Source organism: uncultured Clostridium sp., assembly GCF_934754925.1.
GTDB lineage: Bacteria > Bacillota > Clostridia > Clostridiales > Clostridiaceae > Clostridium.
Genome location: NZ_CAKVJA010000046.1, coordinates 1 through 21544 on the forward strand (window position 1 = coordinate 1; position 21544 = coordinate 21544).

Consider the following 21544-nt stretch of genomic DNA (forward strand, 5'->3'; position numbering starts at 1 on the left):
AAGTAGTAATGAGGTGCTTCGCCAGGTAGTCCTTTTAGATCTGTTACTTCGTAACCAAGGGCTATATGTTTATCTCTTAAAGACTCAATGTCTGGATGACCTATAGCTATATGACTAAAACCATTTCCTAGATTATAAGGTGTTTCAGGATTGTAGTTATAAGTTAACTCTAACTCATAGCCACCTTCTTTATCTGATAAATAAACTAAAGTAAATTTATGTTCAGGAAAATCCTTTCTTCTAGTTTCAATTAATCCTAAAGCATTTTTATAGAAATCTAAAGACTTTTCTAAATCCATAACTCTAACACAAGTATGTAACATTTTAATAGACATAAGATACCTCCTAAAAGTATATAAAAATTTATTTTATTAATTATATCAGTATATGGAATTTATTACAAGAGTAAATCGAGAAAGTTTAAGGCTGGTAGAAATAATTAATTAAGTATGATAATATTAATAAATATATGGTGAAATATGAATATATTTATTGTATTCATTATAGATATATTTTAAATTTATTTAGGGGAGTAAGTATGTTAACAGATGTTAAGTTAATGGATTATGAGGAATATTTAACGAGTGCTAATGATGAAGAACTCATGTTTATTAATGAGTTATATGATCAAGGTCAAATTTTAGAAGAGGGACTAAGAGATATAATAAGTTTAAACAAACATACCAAAATATTGGTAATAACATCAACTAGATGTAAGGATTCAGCAACAATATTACCATTTTTGATAAAACTTTCTCAATTTAATGAGAATATAGAGGTAAAGTTTTTATTAAAAAATGATAATGAGAAACTATTAAGTAAATTATCTGGCGAAATGAAAGTACCAACTATTATGGTTGTAGATAATGATAATAATGTAATTAGAAAATTTATAGAGTTCCCTAAAGGTGTAAAAGATATTTTAATAAATGCTCCAAAGGAAAAAACTCAGGAAATAATTGATGAAATGAGAAATGGAAAGTATAATAATTTAATTCAACTAGATTTAATTAAGTTTATTACTGGTAAAAAATATGAATATATATCATTTAATAAATTAGATAAGTAATTTTAGCCATAGGAGATTTCTCCTATGTTTTTGTATAAGGAGAATGTTAACTAATGAGAAGATTTAAAAAGGTATATATAGAAATTACTAATGTGTGCAATTTAAGTTGTAATTTTTGTCCTAAAACTAAAAGAAAATATAAATTTATGAATAAAGAAGAATTTAATTATATTTTAAAAGAAGTAAAGCCTTTTACAGAACATATATATTTACACTTAATGGGAGAACCTCTATTAAATGAAAATATACAAGAGTTTTTAGAGGAAAGTGGTAATCAGGGGCTTTATGTTAATTTAACAACTAACGGAACATTATTAAATACGGTTGGAGATACGCTTATTAAAGCAAAGGCATTAAGACAAGTAAATATTTCTCTTCATAGTTTTGAAGCAAATAAAAAAACTGTGGAATTAGAAGAATACTTGAAAGATATTAGTAATTTTATTATAAAGGCTAGAGAAAATAGTAATATAATTTGTGCAATAAGACTATGGAACATGGATAGTAATGATTTAAAGGGTGAAAATAATTTAAATAGAGAAATTTTGAAAATTCTTGAAGAAAACTTAAATCTTGATTTTTCGTTGGCAGAAAAATTACAAGAAACAAATAGAATTAAGCTAAAGGATAAAGTATATTTAAATATGGCAGAAAAATTTCAATGGCCGGATATAAAAATTGATACTTTAGAAGAAAAAGTTTTTTGTCATGGACTTAGAAACCAAATGGGAATTCTAGTAGATGGTACTGTTGTACCATGTTGTTTAGATAGTGACGGAAATTTACCTTTAGGAAATATTTTTGAAAAATCATTAAAAGAAATACTAGAGGGTGAGAGAGCAATTAATATATATAATGGTTTCTCAAGAAGAGTAGCAGTTGAAGACTTATGTAAAAGATGTGGTTATGCTACTAGATTTAAAAAATAATAATTCAAAGAAAGGCACCTAATAAGTTTAATATTCTTATTAGATGCCTTTTATAAATTAAAAAAAGTTATAATTGTTTTCTTGAGTAATAGCATTTAATAATATAGGCATATAATTATCTAATAGTTCAAGGTTATCATTGATTTCTTTTTTTATTGTTAATAAGCACCTATAATTTTGTGCTTTTGAATAGCAATGGATATCTTTAGATTTAGATTTAACTTTCCAAACTTCACATCCTTGAAATGGATTAGCAGTACCAATATAAAGAGTGTTAGAAGAATCTACGAATAAAGTTCTACCGCCGTAATTATATTTATTTGCAAATCCATTCAAAAATATTGGGGTGAAGTTAATTCCATCAATAGATTCATAAAGGTCAAATCCAAAAGGATATCTTATAGAATTAAGTTGAGAAACAATAGATTTATATATTTTAATAAGTGTATTAGTTGTTGTAGCACCAATCTTATTTTCTATTGCAATTTTATTATTAATAAGAAATTCTAAGATAACTTCCATATTACTGGAATCATCAAAAGTACTTATTAATAATTTGTCTTCATATTCTTTTATTTGCCATGCATATACATTAAAGGGGTTATTAAAACCAGAGTTAAAACCAGATAAGCTGTTAGTTCGTATTCCTTTAGATGTAGGGGAAGGAATTACAGGTTTACTTCCTACAACTAGTTGCCAATCATCATTTTTAGAGATTCTTATAATGTCACATCCCATTGGGGCAAGCCAAGCTAGAGGAAGTTTTTTAGTTGCACTTACATAAAGATAGTTTTTAAAAGTGCCCATACTTAGAGTATATTGATTTGTAGCATCACCAAATCCATTGTCAACAATAAGAGTCCAATCATTTAGTCTTGGTGTAGAGCCATTTGTTCTCCAAACTTGAACGCCATCAGTATTATTGGTAGCAACATAAATTTTATCATTAAAAACTTTCATTTCGCTTATGGAACCATTTGGATTTTTAGATTTATCATATAATGGATTGTCAGCATTTATTACATCTTCCCAGGGATAAAACTCTGGATCTATACTACTATATAAGTTAGGAATTAATGTAGGATTTTTTTCATCAATAGTAGCAATGTATAATTTGCCTTTATGACTTACCATTGCACGAGACGAGGTTCCTTTAAGGATCATATCAGAAAGTGGAAACCAATTTACACCATTACTAGATTTAAATATCTTTAACTTTCCACCATAACTAGCAGCATAAAGGTTGTTATTGCCATTAAAAGGTTTATGGGAAACTATAAATCTAAGTCCTGATATTTTAAGATACTTTGGAACTGAATAAACCTTTTCCCAGCATAGAGTATCATCTTTTTTATATCTCCAAATTTCAGGAGAATTATTAGCTGCAGGTGGAGTTATTGAAATAGGAGTAATGATTTCGGGTGAAATACCATTGATTATATTATAAGGAATATTTCTTCCAGTACCAACATATATATATTGATCTAATTGGTCCATTGACCAAGTATAATTATTTTGACGAGAATTATTTAAATTATTGGAGTCAAATCCATTTGTGGGGGTAGTATTTTTAAAAGAATACATAACATAAATTCTCCTTTATCATTTGAATTTTAGATATTTTATATTTAATATATATTATATGAAAAGAGAAAATTGTAAGTTACATTTTAAATATAAACTGGGTTGACATTTATAAAAAAATTGTTTAAATTACTTATGTAGTAAAATGTCGAAAAAAGACAAAGTGTGTTTTAAATTAAATGTAGGGTAAAGATAGAGGTTGCAATATTAAAGAGTAATATTAAGGAGAAAAGCACAATGAATTAATATGAAAGGTGATATTGCCGAAGTATATAGAGGAAGCTTTAAATCTATATATTGGGTTTGTATAAAATATATGCAAAACTGTCACAATAATAATTGTGGAGAGCTATCTTTGTGTTTGTTTATTAGTAAGTACAAGCTCAAAGAAGTAGCCTTTGGGCTTATTTTTTTACCCCAATCTAAGGAGGAGAAATGGAAAACAAAAGTTTAAAAAAAGAAATTAGTCTTTTTATGGCCACAATGTTGGTTTGTGGTAATATGATTGGTTCAGGAGTATTCATGTTACCATCAACATTAGCACAGGTTGCTGGACCAGGATCTACAATTATTGCATGGATTTTAACAACTATCGGATCTATATTAATTGCAATTTCATTTGCAAATCTTGGTACGAAATATCCATCAACAGGAGGAGCTTACCAATATACTAAAGAGGCTTTTGGTGATTTTGCTGGATTTTTAAGTGCGTGGCTTTATTGGAATGGTTCATGGATAGGGAATGCAGCTATATTAGTTGCTATTACTAGCTATGCATCAGTAGTATTTCCAATATTAAATAATCCTACAATATCAATAATATTTTCAAGTGCAGTTTTATGGATATTTACGTTAATAAACATAGCAGGCGTAAAAAAGGCAGGAAAAATCCAGTCGTTTGTTACAGTATTTAAAATAGCATTTTTTACATTATTTATAATAGTTGCATTTTTAAATTTTGATTCAGCCAATATATTACCAATGTATCCAGAGGGAAAAGGGCTTAGTACAGTACCTCTAGCGGCAACTTCAACACTTTGGGCATTTATAGGACTTGAAAGTGCAACAGTAGCAGCAGGTGAACTAGAAAATCCAGAGAAAAATGTAAGAAAAAGTACAATTTATGGACTTATAATATCTGCGGCAATATATTTATTAATAAGTATAGGAAGTATGGGGGCTATGAATAATGCAGAATTATCACAAAGCTCAGCGCCACTTACAGATATATTAACTAATGCATTAGGAACTCAAGTAGGAAAAATACTTACAATTGCTGTTGTTATTTGTATTTTAGGAACTGTAATTGGATGGCTGTTATCTACAGCTAGAGTAGCTTATGCAGCCGGAGTTGATGGAGTATTCCCTAAATTTTTTGGGAAAATAAATGAAAAGACAGGAACGCCAATAATTTCATTAATATTTGGTTCTGTATTAGTTAATGTATTATTAGTAATGAATTTTCAAAAAGGTATGGTTGATGCATTTACATTTATAACAATACTTGCAACACTTTCATATCTTCCAGTTTATCTTTTAAGCGTATCAGCAGAAATGATGCTTATTTTTAGAGAAGAAAAGAAATTCAATTTTAAAATATTTATTAAAAAATCATTTTTACCATTATTAGCATTTATATATGTTCTTTGGACTATATATGGTTCGGGGGCGGAAACTGTTATGTGGGGATTTATATTAATGTTAATTGGTATACCTGTATACATATATAATTATCATAAAAATAAATTAAGATAAATTTACTTAAAAAGTCAGTAATAATTTCAGCTATATATTATCTATTAGAAATATAAAGTTCGTTAATTATTTACTGGCTTTTTTTAAGTGTTAATTATTTTAATAAATAGTTAACTTTATAAAATCTTAACAACTTTTAAATATAAATTATGTTAAAATATAAGTAATATTTTAGATATGGAGGGCAAAAATGAAGATAAATTGGAATAATAGATACGCAACAATAGCAATGTATGCTTTTTTAGTTATTTGTGCAAGTATTCTTTTATATTTAGGGATTTCTCAGATTAACTTAATAGAAGCAAGTATTAGTGATTTTATTGGAACATTACAACCATTTATTATAGGTGGTGCATTGGCATACTTATTAAACTTTATTTTAAGGTTTTATGAGGATTACATATTGTCACATAAAACTTTTAAAAAGTTAAAAAAGTCAGGTAAAAGAGGCATAGGACTATTATTAACTTATATTACTGCAAGTATAATTACATATTTATTTATACAATTTGTATTACCACAATTAATAGAGAGTATTATAGGATTAGTAAATAATATACCTCAATATTTAAATGATCTAACAAAGGTTACTAATGAGATTTTTGATGATTTAAATTTACAGCCAGAATATATTAGTTTAATTACTGATAAATTTGGTGAAGCAATTACGTATATTATAACTCTAATAAGTAATTTAGTTCCTGTTATTGGTAATTTCATAGTGGGTGCAACATCTAGTATATTAAATATAATAATAGGAATAATAGTTTCTATTTATATATTAATAGATAAAGAAAAATTTATGGCATTAGGTAAAAAAATTGTATATGCAATATGTTCAGAAAACAAAGCTAAATTTATTTTAAGGCTAGCAACACAAAGTAATATGACATTTAGTAGATTTATTGGTGGTAAAATTTTAGATTCATTTATAATAGGAGTATTAACATTCTTAATATTAACTATATTTAAGATGCCATATATATTATTAATTTCAGTAATAATTGGTGTTACTAATATTATTCCATTCTTTGGTCCATTTATAGGGGGAATACCGGCAGCTATAATTATATTATTTGTATCTCCAATACAAGCGTTATGGTTTGTTATAATAATAATTATAATTCAACAAATTGATGGAAATATAATTGGACCTAAGATACTTGGAGATTCAATAGGAATATCAGCATTTTGGATATTATTCTCACTATTAGTTGCAGCTAAATTTATGGGATTTGTAGGAATGATAATAGGGGTTCCTTTATTTGCAATATTCTATTCAATAATTAAAGAAATAATTGAGGATAAGCTAAGAAAAAAAGGGTTGCCTATAGAAACAGAAAAATATAAATAATCTTATTAGAGTTATGTATATAAATTTTAAAAGTGTTTATAATATAATAATGTAAAGACACGGAAGGTATACAAACAGTAACTAATAATTTATTATTTTGTTGTTATTTTTGTTTAAACCTTTCATAATATGGAGGAATTTTAAATGGCAGACAAAACATTAACATGCAGAGACTGTGGAAGTGAGTTTGTTTTCACTGAAGGAGAGCAAGAATTCTACAAGGAAAAGGGATTTGAAAATGAACCAACAAGATGTCCAGCTTGTAGAAAAGCTAAGAAACAACAAAATAATAGAAGATAATTATAAAGTATGTTTCTTAAGAGCTATAGATTTATTCTATAGCTCTTTTAATATAAAAAGTCTGGAAACTATCAATAAATAATATCCAGACTTTTTGTTATATAGAATTTAATGATTTTACCATAACTGAATTAAGAGCTTGATCAATATCAGATTGTTTTATTAAGCTTACTAAGGATTCATTTAAACATTGAGCTTTTCTTAATAAGTCTATTGATTTTTCAAAATTTCCATTTTTACTTTCTATTAATGCAGTATAATAATAAGGTTCAATAAAATGAACATTTTCATTAATTAAAGTATCGAAATATTTCTTTGCTTCATCAAACTTTCCAAGTTTATAGCATATTTCTGCATAGTTAGACTTGATGATATTATTATCAGAATTAAATTCCATAGCTTCATTAATATAAATATTTGCTTCATCAAATTTATTAGAACATAATAATAATGAAGTTAATGTTTCATATATATAAGTATTTTTATTATTAGATAATAAGCTTTTTAAAGAAGTTATTGCTTCTTCCTTTGAGCTAGTTTTCCAGTTAACAATGGCTTTTGTAACTTCTAAATTTAGAAATTCATGTGGCCTAATGGTTTTAGTATTTAAATTTTCATTTATATATTCATTTGCTAATGACGGTTTACCATATTTTAGCTCGCAAATTAAATAATTTGTTATTATAAAACCATTAGCCCAAGGTGACATAGCTGCATCCCTATAATATTCTAATGCAGTTTTATAATTTTCAAGCTTATAAGCTTTCATACCCTTAAATACTTTAATATAATGTTTCTTTGTTATGATTAAATAAATCAAAAATAATACTAAGAATAAAAGTATAGCTGATTGCATTCCAATAACAACTGTTGATATTAAGGAAATTACAGCTATTAATATTAAAATTATAGTTCCTTTGTTTAAATTTTTTTTCATAAAATCCTCCAATAAATATAATATTTTTATTAAGAATATTAAAATGTGTTAAACAGTAATTGTTAAAAATTAGTCCACTATAATAATTATTATACATTATGTAAATAATTCTACAAGCTGCTAATAAAAAGTTAATAGTTTTAATTAAGGTAAAAAATAGTATAATAAGTTTAGTATAAAACTAAATCAAGGGAGAACTATTATGAGGGTAATGTCTTTTAATTTAAGAAGTGATTTTATTTTAGATTTTAAAAATAGATGGGATAATAGAAAACACATAGTTTATGAGATAATAGATAAGTATAAATGTGATATTATAGGAGTTCAAGAAGTAACTAATAAGATGTATGAAGATATAACTTTAAATGTTAAGGATTATAATATAATAGGTAGTGCACGAAGTAAAAGATTCTTTTCAGAGAGAAATAATTTATTTATTAGAGAAAATCATAAGATATTAAAGCACAAAACATTCTGGTTATCTAAGAGTCCTGATAAGGTAGGAAGTCAACTTTGGTATTCATTATATCCAAGAATATGTACAACAGCTGTAGTAGAATTAAAAACTGGTGAAAAAGTGAGGGTATATAATACACATTTAGATTGTTTTTTACCTCAAGCTAGAGATTTTGGATTAAAGAAATTAGGGCAATTTATTGAGAAAAATCGTAAAGAAGAAAAATTACCTATAATTATAATGGGAGATTTCAATGCAACTCCAGATAGTAAAATTATTAAAAAATTTGCTGCTGGTGAATATAGTACAAATAGGTTTGTAGCTGTACAAGAAGTTAAAAAAGAGTTGTATAGTAAATCAACAATGAGTAGTTTTAAGGGAAAAGAGAAAGGTCTTCATATTGACTATATTTTTGTTAGTGAAGATTTAGAAATTGTTGATGTTGATATTGTTAAAGATAATATTAATGGAAAATACCCATCAGATCATTATCCATTAATTGCAGATATTAAAATAAAAAAATAAAATAGTAAAGGATAGCTAAAGTTATTTTTAGTTATCTTTTTTTATTTAAATACAAAATTTAAATAAACCTTTAAAAATAAATTTATTAATTAATATTTACTATTGTAAATAAAAAATAGTTATTTAATGAACTAAACTTTAATAGTATATATTTGTAAAGTTATTTGGGCATATATAGATTAAATCTAATACTTAAATTAGTAATGAATAAGTTATTAAATAAGTATTATTTTTTTGAAATAAAAATTTAATAAGGTGTTAATTTTTAATTAACAATAAAAATTGAAAAATGGTAAAGTCAAGATAAATTAACATATTTGATTTTAAATATATGAAAAATAGAGAAAAACAAGGGAAAACATTATGAATACGATATAAAAGATAATTTAAAAGTAAAAATGGAAATAAAAGGGTGAAAACTAAAATTGAAAAAATAGTCTGAAAAGTATAAAGTTTAATTCAAGAGAATGATAGGGGGAGCATACTATGGAGAAAATATCACTAGCAATAGCTAAAAATAGGATTTTTATTTTAATTGTAGCAATTGTTTTATTAATACCATCTGCAATTGGCTATTTTAGTACAAAAGTTAATTATGATATTTTAAGTTATTTACCAAATTTAGAGACAAGGGAAGCTCAAAAAATATTAAAAGATCAATTTGATTGTGGATCTTTAGCAATGTTAATTGTTGAGGGAATGGATAATAAGGATGTATCAAAGTTAAAAGAGAAAGTTTCTGATGTTGATGGTGTGTCAGAAGTTATATGGATAGACGATGCTCTTGATATTTCTGTTCCAAAGGAGATATTACCAGCTTCGGTAAGAGATATGCTTTTTTCAGATGATTCAACATTAATGATTGTTAAGTTAAAAGATACAGATGCTAGTGAAAATACTGAAAAAGCCATAGAAGAAATAAGAAGTATTACTGGAAAACAGGCTTTTTTAAGTGGAATTGGAGGAGTTATAAAAGATACAAAGGACTTAGCAGATAAGGAAACTCCAATTTATATTTTAATAGCTGTAATACTATCAGTAATAATTTTAAGTCTGACAATGGAGTCATTTGTAATTCCAATTATATTTATGTTAAGTATAGGAATAGCAGTAGTTTACAATATGGGGACAAATATTATATTTGGAGAAATTTCTTATATAACAAAGGCATTATCAGCTGTATTACAGCTTGCTGTAACAATGGATTATTCAATTTTCTTACTTAATAGATATGATGAGGAAAGAGCAAATAATTCTAATAACATTGATGCTATGGCAGTTGCAATACAAAAAACCATTTCATCTATTGCAGGAAGTTCCTTAACAACTATTGCTGGATTTTTAGCATTATGTATTATGGAATTGGGATTTGGAAAAGATATTGGATTTGTAATGGCCAAAGGTGTTGTATTTGGTGTTATATGCACTATAACAGTATTACCAGCAATGATATTAGCATTTGATAAGCTTATTCATAAATATAAACATAAAACGTTATTACCTAAATTTGAAAAAAGTTCAGCATTTGTAATAAAACATTATAGGTTATTTGTTATTATAGGCGCTATTGTATTAATACCGGCTATTATAGGAAATAATAATACAAAAGTTTATTATAATCTTGATGAATCACTTCCAAAGGATTTACCTTCTATTGTAGCTAATAATAAATTGAAATCAGAGTACAACATGATGTCTACTAACATAATTTTAATAAGAGATGATTTAGAAGGCTATAAGGTTAATAAAATGATTGATGAATTAAAAGAAATTGATGGAGTAACTTCAGTAGTTGGTTTAGAGGATATATTAGGAGCAAGAATTCCTGAAAGTTTTATACCACAGGATTTATTGAAAAAGATAAAAAATGGTGGCTATGAGGAGATAATGCTTAATTCAGAGTATAAGGCGGCATCTAATGAGGTTGCTGTTCAATTAGAGAAAATAAATAACGTTGTTAAAAAGTATGATAAAGACGGATTAGTTGGTGGAGAAGCCCCATTAACAGAGGATTTAATTACAATAGCAGATAGTGATTTTAATAGGGTTAGTATAGCATCAATTTTAGCTATATTTATAATAATATTATTTGTATTTAAGTCAGCAATAATTCCAATATTATTAGTTGTATCTATTGAATTAGCAATTTTTATTAATCTAGGAATTCCATTCTACATGGGTACAAGCATTCCATTTATATCATCAATAGTAATAGGTACTATTCAATTAGGGGCAACTGTAGACTATGCAATTTTATTAACAGCTAGGTTTAAAGAGGAATTAGCTTTAAACTCTGATAAGAAAAAAGCAATGAAAATAGCATTACAAAGTTCGTCAAGATCAATTGTAACTAGTGCACTAACATTTTTTGGAGCAACTGCAGGTGTAGGAATTATATCAGATATGGAGATGATAAGTTCCTTATGTACATTAATGTCTAGGGGTGCAATTATAAGTATGTTTGTAATCTTATTTGTATTACCAGGAATATTATTGCTTTGTGAAAAGTTAATAGTAAAAACAAGTAAAACTTTTGTTGAATGTGTTGAAGGGGGAAAAGAAATATGAGAAAAGGGTTATCAAAAAGATTAGTATGTTTAGTTGCGCTAATAACAGTTGCATCAAATTCAGTTGTTTTTGCTCAAGATATACAAAAGGATGAAACTGTTTATGTTATATTAGATGAAAATGGAAATCCTACAGAACAAATTGTTAGTGATTGGATTAAGGGAAGTGAAAATTTAGGAGAGTTCTCTGATAAGTCATCATTAACTTATGTTAAAAATGTAAAAGGTAATGAGGAACCAATTAAAAATGGAGATGAATTAAATTGGAATATTAATTCCAATGAACTCTATTATCAAGGAAAGAGTGATAAGGAATTACCAGTAACTATATCTATTAAATATGAATTTAATGGAAAAGAGGTTAACCCAAATGATGTGTTGGGGGAAAAAGGTAAATTTAAGATTTCAGTTAATATTAAAAATAATGAAAGTAAAACAGTATTAATCAATGGTGAAGAAAGGACTTTGTATTTACCATTATTAACTGCGGCAGAATTTACATTAGGTAATGATAATTTTACTAATGTAGAAGTTAATTCAGGAAAAATAATAAATGACGGTAATAATTCGTTAGTAACTTTTGTAACAATACCAGGTCTTAAGGAATCATTAGATTTAGGAGATTTATTAAATGACATCTTAGGAAACTCTAGTATTGATTTATCAGATTCTTTTGAGATTACAGGTGAAACTGATAATTTTGAAATTCCTGCAATAATGGTTCTTGCAACTACATCTAGTGAAGATATAGGTGAAATAGAGGGATTAGATAAGATTGATGATTTAAGAACTGCCTTAAATGATTTACAAACTGGTGGAGAAGATTTATTAAAGGGATCCAAAGAGTTATTAAATGGACAAACTAAACTAGCAAGTAACTATTCAATATTTAACACAGGAGTAGGAAACTTAAATAGTGGAGCTATTGAACTTAGAAATGGACTAAATACATTAAATAGAAGTGTTCCAACATTAATTAATGGAGTCAATTCTTTAAATAGTGGCGCAGGAGAGTTAAAGGAAAAATATTCACAATTTGATGAAGGAATATCATCATTAGCATCAGGTGCAAAAAGTTTAAATAGTGGAATTAGTACTTTAAGTGGAAATATACCAACATTAATTAATGGAGTTAATTCTTTAAATAGTGGTGCAGGAGAATTAAAAGAAAAATATTCACAATTTGATGAAGGAATATCATCATTAGAATCAGGTGCAACTAGCTTAAATGATGGCATTAATACATTAAATAATAGTGTACCAACATTAAATCAGGGAGCAGTTGAATTAAATTCAGGGGTAAGTGAATTACAAGGAAAATATACAGAGTTTAATGAAGGAGTATCAAATTTAGCTTCAGGAGTAAATAGTTTAAATACTGGAGTTGTATCTTTAGAAGAGGGGTCAAATAAGTTAAATTCAGGTGTTACAGAGTTAAATGGAGGACTTGGAACTTTAAAAGAATCCCAGGAACAATTCACGGCTGGAGTTAATAACTTTGTAGATGGAGTTAGTGATATTAGAAGTAATTATGTAGCAATAGATGATGGAATAAATTCAGCATTAAATGGCACAACGGAATTAAATTCAGGAGTGCAACAAATAAGTGGAGGAATTGAAAATATTCAAGGTACTACAGGAAATTTAATTGAAATTGCAAACTCTATAGATGAAATGGCTAATGAAATTGAAGCAACAGATGCTACTTATGCAGCTACTCTTAGAGCATATAGTGAGAGTATCAGAAAAATTGCCAATGGTCAAAGTAATGGATTATCATCATTAGACTCTGGAGTTCAGTCTGTTAAAAATGGAGTTAATGGCTTACAAAGTGGATTATCAAGTTTAGCTAGTGGATCATCACAAATTAAAGCTGGTTTATCTACTTTGGAATCCGGAGGTGAAGAATTAAAAGTATTTTCTCAAGCTATTGGTGAAGGGATAAGCTCAGCATATGTAGGAAGCAGTTCTTTAGTAGAAGGAACAGAAAGTTTACAAAATGGTGTTGGAACATTAAAGGAAGGAAGTAGCACATTGTTAAATGGAGCTAATTCATTAAGTGATAATTCTAAATTGATAAATTCAGCTATGGGAGACTTATCTAATGGTAGCAAGCAATTAGCTGCAGGTACAGATAGTTTATTAGAGGGTACAACAGCTTTAAGTGAAGGAAGTAGCACATTAGTAAATGGGGCAAATCAATTAAGTACTAATTCAAAGTTGATAGATACTGGAATAGGATCAATATATGATGGAACAACTCAATTATCAACTGGGGGAAAGACATTAGCTGATGGTGTAACTGCATTAGCAGAAGGAAGCAGCAATTTATCAACTGGAGCAAATGAGTTAAATACAAACTCAAAGAAGATAAACTCAGCATTGGGAACATTATATAATGGTACAAAGGAACTAGCTAATGGAGGAAAAACATTAAGTAGTGGAGTAAGTACTTTAGCTAAGGGTGGAGCTACATTGGCAGAAGGCACTAGTACATTAAAGAGTAATTCTAAAAAAATTCTTGAAGGAACTATTGAGTTAGAAAGTGGAACATCTCAATTATATGATGGTGTTAAAAAGCTTAAAAATGAAGGATTAGATAAACTTAATGATGAAGGAAGTCAAGCTTTAGATAGTATTGATGGCTTTAGTGAAGTTAAAGATGAATTAGTTAAAATGACAAAAGAATATGGAGTATATTCAGGATTATCAAGTGATATGACTGGTTCAGTTAAATTTATAATGAGAAGTGATTCAGTATCAAGTTCTAAAAATAAAAAAGCTACAGAAGATGTGACTATAGAAAAAGATAATACAAGTAAAAACTCAGATAAAAGTAATAAATCATTACTTGAAAAAATTAAAGATATATTTAAATAATAACTAATATAAAGGAGCTGTATTAGGTTGAATTAATAAATTCAGTCTGAATACAGCTGCAAAAAGATTATTATTTATTATTTTTTAAACCATTTTAAGGCATTTCTAAGCTTAATAGGATTACCATACATTAAAGTACCTAATCTATAAATCTTAGCAGATGCAAGAGCTGTTAAAATAGTTGAAGCAAGTAGAATAATAAATGAAATTACAATTTCAAAATTAGATACAGTTCCCATTGCAACTCTTATTAGCATAGTCATTAAAGAACTAAATGGAATAAATGATGCAATTTTTATAAGTAAGCTATCACTATTTGATAATCCAAACATACTTATAAAGAATACAATAACAAAAATCATTGTTATAGGTCCAATACTAGAGCTTATATCTTCTGTTTTAGAAACTAATGCACCTAAAGCTCCAAATATAAATGAATAGAAGAAGTATCCTAAACCACCAAATAAAATAAAAGTCAATAATATATTTGATGGAATTTTAAATATGCTATCTAAAAGGCCATTCCATGCTTTACTATTTAGAGAATAAGTTATCATTCCAGAAGCAAGAATTACTCCAACTTGAATAAAACTAGCTAAAGCTGCAGCTATTACTTTACCAAAAATAAGGCTATTGCTGTTTGTACTTGTAATTAGGACTTCGATAGCTCTATTACTTTTTTCAGATGTTACAGCAACTGCAATAAGTTGTCCATATAATAAAATCATCATATACATTGCAAAAATAAAGATATATACATAAAAGAAGTTATTAGCACTATCTTTTCCAAGGATAGTAACATCAGAATCAAATGAAGGATTGATAACAGATTGTAAATCATTTATATCTAAATTATGTTCATTTGCATAGGCTTGTTGGCTTAAGTTTGATAATAGATTTTCAAAAATCATTTGATTTGTATCTGTAAATCCTGAATTATTAACTAGATATGAATATTTAGTTAAACTATCAACTGAAAACCCAGCCTCTACATTTCCTAATTTAATTAATTCTTCAGCTTCATCTAAACTATTAACCTTTGTCCATTTAGAGTTTAAGAAAGCTGATTCAAGAATATCTAAATTTTCAAAAATATTATTATTATCTATTAATACAAAGCTTTTTTTATTTTCCTCAGAGATTTCTTCTACAGACTCAATATTTTCTTTAGAATTTTCGCCTAATTGAGGAATAAGTTTAGACATATTAAAAAATGAAGGTAATGATAATCCTATTATCAATAATATAGAAAAAAGAATTGTAGTAATCATATATCCCTTGTTTTTAAAATAGTTACTTAATTCAAAACTTAATACATTTAAAAATTGTTTCATTATTCATCACCAGCCTTTAATACAAAAATATCAGTTAATGTAGGTTCATATATTGCAAATTTTTCAATATCAATATCAGTAGTTAAAATATGTTTTAATAAGTTATTCTTAGTAGTATTTTCACAAAGTTCTAATATTAAAAAATCTTTTTTTACTTCATAAATGTTAACTAAATTAGCAAGTTGTTCTTCACATATTTTTTTAAGTTCTTCTAAGGAATAGTTACTTGCACTTAATATAAGTCTGTTTTTCCCAAAATCCTTTTTTATATCTTTTAAGTTACCACTTAATGCAATATTACCTTTATTAATTATAGCAATGTCTTCACAAAATTCTTCTACATAGCTCATTTGATGGCTAGAAAAAATAACAATTTTATTATTTTGAATTAATTCATTTACTACATCTTTAAGAATTTGAGCATTTACAGGATCAAGACCACTAAAAGGTTCATCTAAAACAATAATTTCGGGATTACAAACTAAAGTTTGAGCTAATTGAACCTTTTGTTGATTACCTTTTGATAAAGTATCTAGTTTCCTATTTGCATATTCTTCAATACCTAGTCTTTTAAGCCATTTTAAAGTATTTTCTTTAGCTTCTTTTTTACTTATACCTCTTAACGAAGCAAGATATATGATTTGTTCTGTAACTTTCTTTTTAGGATATAATCCCCTTTCTTCTGGTAAATATCCGATTTGATGATTTTTAGGCATAAAAGGTTTACCATCAATTAATATTTCACCAGAATCACATCTAAATACGTCCATCAATATTCTGATAGTTGTCGTTTTACCAGCACCGTTTCTACCTAGTAGACCTAATGCCTTACCACTTTGAACAGAAAAAGAAATTCCATGAAGCACTTCATTTCCGGAAAAGCTTTTTCGTATATTTTTCACTTCTAGTTTCATATAAATCCCCCTTAAAATGTTAAAATAGAATTTATCACCGCTAAATAAAGTTATAATAAAAATATAAAACGGTAATTTATAACTTATTATAATGTATGTGCCATATAATTGCAATATTTATTAAGAAAATTTTAACAAATATTAAGAAGAGGTATTTTAAAATCATTTGCAGAGATATTAAATATTAATACACTTCAAATATATAAGATAGAAATAATGGAATAGAAGATTTTTTATTGTTAATTTATAAATAAGAAGCATATAGGAATAATAATAATATAATAAGATTATAAGAGGTGTGTTTTTATGAATAATAAAAATGATATTAACAATAAAAATAGTGATGGGTTAATTGATGGAGTTATAATTGCTGAAGAGGAAGAGAAAAAGTTAATTCATGGAGATGATCCTAAAAAAAAGAGAGGAATTGAAAATATATTTAACTTTCCAAACCTAAATTAATAGCTACAAAAAAATTACCCACTTTAATTTATATTAAGTGGATAATTTTTTTTATTAAATGGATTTATTAAGTTCAACTACATCTGAATAAAAGATTTCTTCGTTAAATTCGCTTTCAGAAACACCCATTTCATTATCTAGAGTTTCTATACTTAGTGGTATAGTTGCATTAGAAGAGAGTGTATAAATTTAAATAAATAGTTAATGATAAAAAGGGTGATATTTATGTTTAATTTAATATATTTAGTATTAGGAGTATACCTAATAAAGATTATAGTAATAAGAACAAATATGGAGTATAACAAGAAAAAAAGTCAAAGTTGTGTTAATAGAGTTTCTATAAGGAAAAGTATACAATGCAAAATAAAGAGTATTTTTAATAATGAGAATAATATTTTTATATTTATGAAAAATAGAAATGATTATAAAGATGACAACAATATAAAAAATAAAGAAGAATGGAAGTTAAAACGTCATAAGGCTTTAGAAAAAGCAAAGTATAAATGTGAAGAGTGTGGAAGTATTACTAATCTAGAAGTTTATACTAAGGAAATTAATAATGATGAAGAATTAATAGTATTATGTAAAATGTGTTATGAAAAAAATATTGCTGAAATTAAATTACATTATCAATAAAAAACTAAATCCTAAGTATTTTAGGTTTTAGTTTTTTATTTTTAGAGTAATATTAAATTTAAATCACTAAAATATTATAATAGATTAATTACTAAAAAGTTCATAATTTATTTTAGAATTATCTACACCTAACTCAATTAAAATATTTTCAACAGCTTTCATAAATAATGGCGGTCCACAAAGGTAAAAATCTGAATTTAAGTTTATGTTATTTTCAAGAAAATCCTTATTTACATATCCAGTATAATTATAGTCAATACCTTCTATATCTGTATCTAAAGGATTAGAATAAAAAATAGTGCTTTCAATGTTTCTTAATTTAACTATAGTCTCTATATCCTTTTTAAATGGATGTATATTAGAATTTTGAACTGCTTGTATAAAATGAATATTATTTCTAATAGATGATTCTTCATATAGCATAGATAGCAATGGAGTTATACCAATTCCCCCTGAAATTAAAACTATATCATTATTTTTATTTTTTATAGTAAATAATCCAGTTGGAATCATAGCTTCAATAGAATCACCTATATTAAGATTTTCATGTAGATAAGTACTAATTAGTCCTCCATCAATTTTTTTTACACTTATTCTATAAGTATCTTCATTAGGAAACATAGAAAGACTATATGTTCTTATAACATCTTTATATTTAGGATCATTAGTTTTTATTTTGAAAGGTAAGAATTGACCAGCTTTATGTTTTACAAGTTTACTTCCATCCTTTGACTTAAAGTAAAATGAAATAATTCCAGGACAAACTTCGGCTTTATCAACTAATACTAATTCTTTAAAACCATCCCAATTTTTATTATTCATAAAACACCTCCTATGATTATTAAATAATAATAATTATTATCTAATAAAAAATAAATAAAGTCAATATATTATAGTATATATTACCAAATAAAGTTACAAATATAATAAGAAGATATAGATTAATTTATTGTATTTTATTGATAAAAAATAAATAATTAAAAGTTAATGAAATAGGAATAATATGTAGTGTAAGTTTTTGTGAGGTGATATTATGAAAAAAGATATATTAGATAAACTAGAGTTGAAAAATTATGAAAATTTATCAAGTAATAGGATGAATGACAATTCTCTAGGAATAAATAGGGATTTAGAACATTTAAAAATTAATGACGATTTTTCAAATAATGAATTATTAGAAGATGAGTTTAGTATTATAGAAAACAATTCGTATATTGATTTATCAAATGTTGTGGAAAATCATAATGATAATATAAATAGAAATGATAAAAATAAAATTGATATTAGTTCATTACCTTTAGATAATGATTCAAATATATAATATATTAATTTAAGTTAAATTAATATATTATATATTTATTGAGTATGCTAAAATATAGATTAAAATTTAAATAAAAAAAGCATTAACCTTAGAGTTGTTCTAAGGTTTATTATTATTTAGGAAAGGAAGTGAGCGATATGGATTTAATATTAGGAAAAGAAAGTATAGGAAAATTATTTGTGAAATATTCGATACCGTCAGTTATTGCAATGGTAGTATTTTCAGTATATATAGTTGTAGATGGAATATTTGTAGGAAACGTAATAGGTTCTAAGGGATTATCAGCAGTTAATATAGCAATGCCCTTTTTTGGAGTAGCAATGGCCATAGGAATTATGGTTGCTATTGGGGGAGGTACAATTACTAGTATAGAGCTTGGAAAAGGAGATAAAAGTGCAGCAAGAAAAACTTTTAGTTTAGCCTTTTATACACTTATTATAATAACTTTAACACTATCAGTATTTACTGTTATTTTTGCACCAACTATAGCAAAGATTTTAGGAGCTAATAAGGAACTAGTACCTTTAGTTGTAGAATATTTGGTATCATTATGCTTATTTTTAGCTACATTTGTAGGTAGTTCTTATTTAAGTAGTGGGCTTAGAGTTATGGGAAAACCAAATCATGCTATGGTAGCAGATATTATTTCCTCAATACTTAATATAGTATTAGATTATATTTTTATAGTGAAAATAGGATTAGGATTAGCAGGTGCTGGACTTGCCTCAGGAATTGCTTTTACAATTGGATTTTTATTTGCTTTAAGTCAATATTTAAAAAAAGATTCTATATTAAAATTCTGCAAGATAAAATTTGATTTTAAGAAAATAATACGAATATTTTATAATGGATCATCTGAAGGAATAACACAATTCGCAGTTGCTTTTTCAACTTATATATTTAATATTGTATTAATGATTAGAATAGGTGAAATAGGAGTATCTGCATTTTCAATAATTCTTTATGTGGCATCTTTAGTAACAGCTGTATTTTCAGGAATATGTAATGGAATTAGTCCTATTATCAGTTTTAATTATGGAGCTAATTGTAAGGATAGAATAAAGAAAATTTTAAAAATTGCTATAATAACTATAAGTATATTAGGAATTTTAAGTACTATATTTATGGTGGTTGGAGGAGAGACTCTTATTTCAATGTTTACTGAAGGTGATAAGGGACTAGTAAAATTTACTTCAGAAGCAACTAATTTGTATTCAATAGCTTTTGTTTTTAATGGATTAAATATTTTAGCATCAGCTTACTTTACGGCTTTAGAGGATGCAAAGACTTCAGCTATTATATCAGTATTAAGAGGTGTACTTTTAATAGTTGTTTTTATAATTATTTTGCCAATTATTTTAGGTGATAAAGGTATATGGTTAACTGTTCCTGCTAGTGAGTTAGTAACAGTTATTATAGCTATTAAGTATATGAAGAAATCAAGAGTAAGGCTTGATAAAATTAAAGCAGCATAAAATAGATAGAAACTCACAAATAGTAGTACCACAGTTAAAGGAAAATACCCTTTCTGTGGTGCTTTTTTATTTTCTATTATATTCATAAAATAAAGTAAAGATTAAAAAAAGTGGGAGTGATAATGATGAAAATTGGAGTAATAATGGGTGGAATATCATCAGAAAGAGAAATAAGCTTAAAGTCAGGTGAGCAAGTTTTATTAAATTTAAATAGAGATAAATATGAAGAGATAATTCCGATAATAATAGATTCTAAAAGTGAAGTAGTTGAAAAAATAAAAGGAATAGATTTTGCATTTTTAGCTTTACATGGACAGTTTGGCGAAGATGGTACTATTCAAGGATTACTTGAAACTATTGGAATACCTTATAGTGGGTGTAGGGTATTACCAAGTGCTATATGTATGAATAAAGGATTAACTAAAAGAATAGTAAAAACTGTTGGGGTTGATACGGCAAAGTGGTTAATAGTAAAATCAGTTGAAGAAATAGATTATAAAAAAATAAGAGAGTTACAATATCCTATATTTATTAAACCTAATAATGGTGGTTCAAGTGTGGCTACATTTTTAGTTAGAAGTGAAGATGAAGTGGAAATGGCAGTAAGGGAAGGATTAAAATACGACAATGAAATAATTATAGAAGAATATATAAATGGAGAAGAAATAACATCTTTTGTAGTAGATGGAGAAGTTTTTCCTACAGTTAAGATTAAGTCAAAAAATAGTGAATTCTTTGATTATGCCTCTAAGTATGGTGAAAATGGAGCGGAAGAAGAAGTAGTTCTATTAGAAGAAAAGTTACAAGAAAAAATTAATAATATATCAAAAAAGGTTTGGGATATTTTAGGTTGCAATAGTTATGCACGAATTGATATGATAGTAAGAGATGGAGTACCTTATTTACTAGAAGTAAATACACTTCCAGGAATGACAAAACAAAGTCTTATTCCTAAAAGTGCAAAGGTAAGAGGATTAGAATTTAGTGAACTATTAGATAAAATAATAGAGTGTTCACTAATTTAGGAGTTGTGAGAAAGTGATAT

Annotated in this window: 19 protein-coding genes and 1 riboswitch; of the genes, 13 read left to right on the forward strand and 6 right to left on the reverse strand. The window is 26.4% G+C overall.

Going from position 1 to position 21544, the window contains the following annotated elements:
* Window positions 1-335, reverse strand: a 335-nt coding sequence (locus Q0G30_RS11950) for a VOC family protein (protein WP_294390280.1), incomplete at its 3' end; no start/stop codon positions are given.
* Between the two features lie 203 nt (window positions 336-538).
* On the opposite strand from Q0G30_RS11950, the gene Q0G30_RS11955 reads away from it, so the two are divergent.
* Together Q0G30_RS11955 and Q0G30_RS11960 are read left to right on the forward strand one after the other, a co-directional pair.
* On the forward strand, window positions 539-1069 hold the full coding sequence (locus Q0G30_RS11955) for a thioredoxin family protein (protein ID WP_294390282.1): 531 nt from the start codon (window positions 539-541) through the stop codon (window positions 1067-1069).
* Between the two features lie 53 nt (window positions 1070-1122).
* Complete coding sequence (locus tag Q0G30_RS11960) at window positions 1123-1998, forward strand: radical SAM/SPASM domain-containing protein (RefSeq protein WP_294390285.1); 876 nt, start codon at window positions 1123-1125, stop codon at window positions 1996-1998.
* Window positions 1999-2055: 57 nt separating this feature from the next.
* Here Q0G30_RS11960 and Q0G30_RS11965 read toward each other — a convergent pair whose 3' ends face one another.
* Window positions 2056-3582: a hypothetical protein gene (locus Q0G30_RS11965; RefSeq protein WP_294390289.1), complete on the reverse strand. Its 1527-nt coding sequence runs from the start codon at window positions 3580-3582 to the stop codon at window positions 2056-2058.
* A gap of 185 nt (window positions 3583-3767) precedes the next feature.
* A riboswitch (Lysine riboswitch) is annotated at window positions 3768-3942 on the forward strand.
* A 75-nt stretch (window positions 3943-4017) separates the two neighbouring features.
* Between Q0G30_RS11965 and Q0G30_RS11970 the strand changes: the two genes are divergently transcribed.
* The 3 genes from Q0G30_RS11970 (at window position 4018) to Q0G30_RS11980 (ending at window position 6991) form a co-directional block, all read left to right on the forward strand.
* Window positions 4018-5337: an amino acid permease gene (locus Q0G30_RS11970; RefSeq protein ID WP_294390292.1), complete on the forward strand. Its 1320-nt coding sequence runs from the start codon at window positions 4018-4020 to the stop codon at window positions 5335-5337.
* A 190-nt stretch (window positions 5338-5527) separates the two neighbouring features.
* Entirely contained in the window at window positions 5528-6691 is a 1164-nt protein-coding gene (locus Q0G30_RS11975; protein WP_294390295.1) for an AI-2E family transporter, read from the forward strand.
* A 144-nt stretch (window positions 6692-6835) separates the two neighbouring features.
* The gene (locus Q0G30_RS11980) at window positions 6836-6991 is read left to right on the forward strand and encodes a zinc-ribbon domain-containing protein (RefSeq protein ID WP_133015847.1); all 156 of its coding nucleotides are present in this window, start codon (window positions 6836-6838) and stop codon (window positions 6989-6991) included.
* Window positions 6992-7088: 97 nt separating this feature from the next.
* On the opposite strand, the gene Q0G30_RS11985 is transcribed toward Q0G30_RS11980, so the two are convergent.
* Window positions 7089-7928: a hypothetical protein gene (locus Q0G30_RS11985; RefSeq protein ID WP_294390301.1), complete on the reverse strand. Its 840-nt coding sequence runs from the start codon at window positions 7926-7928 to the stop codon at window positions 7089-7091.
* 202 nt (window positions 7929-8130) lie between these two features.
* On the opposite strand from Q0G30_RS11985, the gene Q0G30_RS11990 reads away from it, so the two are divergent.
* The 3 genes from Q0G30_RS11990 to Q0G30_RS12000 all read left to right on the forward strand — a co-directional run bounded on the left by Q0G30_RS11990 (window position 8131) and on the right by Q0G30_RS12000 (window position 14357).
* Window positions 8131-8910: an endonuclease/exonuclease/phosphatase family protein gene (locus Q0G30_RS11990; RefSeq protein WP_294390304.1), complete on the forward strand. Its 780-nt coding sequence runs from the start codon at window positions 8131-8133 to the stop codon at window positions 8908-8910.
* A 486-nt stretch (window positions 8911-9396) separates the two neighbouring features.
* On the forward strand, window positions 9397-11478 hold the full coding sequence (locus Q0G30_RS11995) for an MMPL family transporter (protein ID WP_294390307.1): 2082 nt from the start codon (window positions 9397-9399) through the stop codon (window positions 11476-11478).
* A complete protein-coding gene (locus Q0G30_RS12000; protein WP_294390310.1) occupies window positions 11475-14357 on the forward strand; it encodes a hypothetical protein in 2883 nt (960 codons plus the stop codon). Before Q0G30_RS11995 ends, Q0G30_RS12000 begins: the two co-directional genes overlap by 4 nt.
* Before the next feature lie 77 nt (window positions 14358-14434).
* On the opposite strand, the gene Q0G30_RS12005 is transcribed toward Q0G30_RS12000, so the two are convergent.
* The gene (locus Q0G30_RS12005) at window positions 14435-15691 is read right to left on the reverse strand and encodes an ABC transporter permease (protein ID WP_294390313.1); all 1257 of its coding nucleotides are present in this window, start codon (window positions 15689-15691) and stop codon (window positions 14435-14437) included.
* Window positions 15691-16605 (reverse strand): ATP-binding cassette domain-containing protein, encoded by a 915-nt coding sequence (locus Q0G30_RS12010; protein ID WP_294390316.1) that lies wholly within the window; start codon window positions 16603-16605, stop codon window positions 15691-15693. The genes Q0G30_RS12005 and Q0G30_RS12010 overlap by 1 nt, the downstream gene beginning before the upstream one ends.
* 306 nt (window positions 16606-16911) lie before the next feature.
* Here Q0G30_RS12010 and Q0G30_RS12015 point away from each other — a divergent pair, with 306 nt between their 5' ends.
* Both Q0G30_RS12015 and Q0G30_RS12020 read left to right on the forward strand, forming a co-directional pair.
* Complete coding sequence (locus tag Q0G30_RS12015; protein WP_294390319.1) at window positions 16912-17067, forward strand: hypothetical protein; 156 nt, start codon at window positions 16912-16914, stop codon at window positions 17065-17067.
* 225 nt (window positions 17068-17292) lie between these two features.
* Window positions 17293-17703 carry a hypothetical protein gene (locus Q0G30_RS12020; protein WP_294390320.1) on the forward strand — a complete coding sequence of 137 codons (411 nt, stop codon included), beginning with the start codon at window positions 17293-17295 and terminating at the stop codon, window positions 17701-17703.
* Window positions 17704-17787: 84 nt separating this feature from the next.
* On the opposite strand, the gene Q0G30_RS12025 is transcribed toward Q0G30_RS12020, so the two are convergent.
* Complete coding sequence (locus Q0G30_RS12025) at window positions 17788-18525, reverse strand: FAD-binding oxidoreductase (protein WP_294390323.1); 738 nt, start codon at window positions 18523-18525, stop codon at window positions 17788-17790.
* Between the two features lie 211 nt (window positions 18526-18736).
* Between Q0G30_RS12025 and Q0G30_RS12030 the strand changes: the two genes are divergently transcribed.
* From Q0G30_RS12030 to Q0G30_RS12040, 3 genes are all read left to right on the forward strand, one after another.
* Window positions 18737-19024 (forward strand): hypothetical protein, encoded by a 288-nt coding sequence (locus Q0G30_RS12030; protein ID WP_294390326.1) that lies wholly within the window; start codon window positions 18737-18739, stop codon window positions 19022-19024.
* A 137-nt stretch (window positions 19025-19161) separates the two neighbouring features.
* The gene (locus Q0G30_RS12035; protein WP_294390329.1) at window positions 19162-20499 is read left to right on the forward strand and encodes an MATE family efflux transporter; all 1338 of its coding nucleotides are present in this window, start codon (window positions 19162-19164) and stop codon (window positions 20497-20499) included.
* 125 nt (window positions 20500-20624) lie between these two features.
* Entirely contained in the window at window positions 20625-21524 is a 900-nt protein-coding gene (locus Q0G30_RS12040; RefSeq protein ID WP_148323613.1) for a D-alanine--D-alanine ligase, read from the forward strand.
* The last annotated feature ends 20 nt before the right edge of the window (window positions 21525-21544 follow it).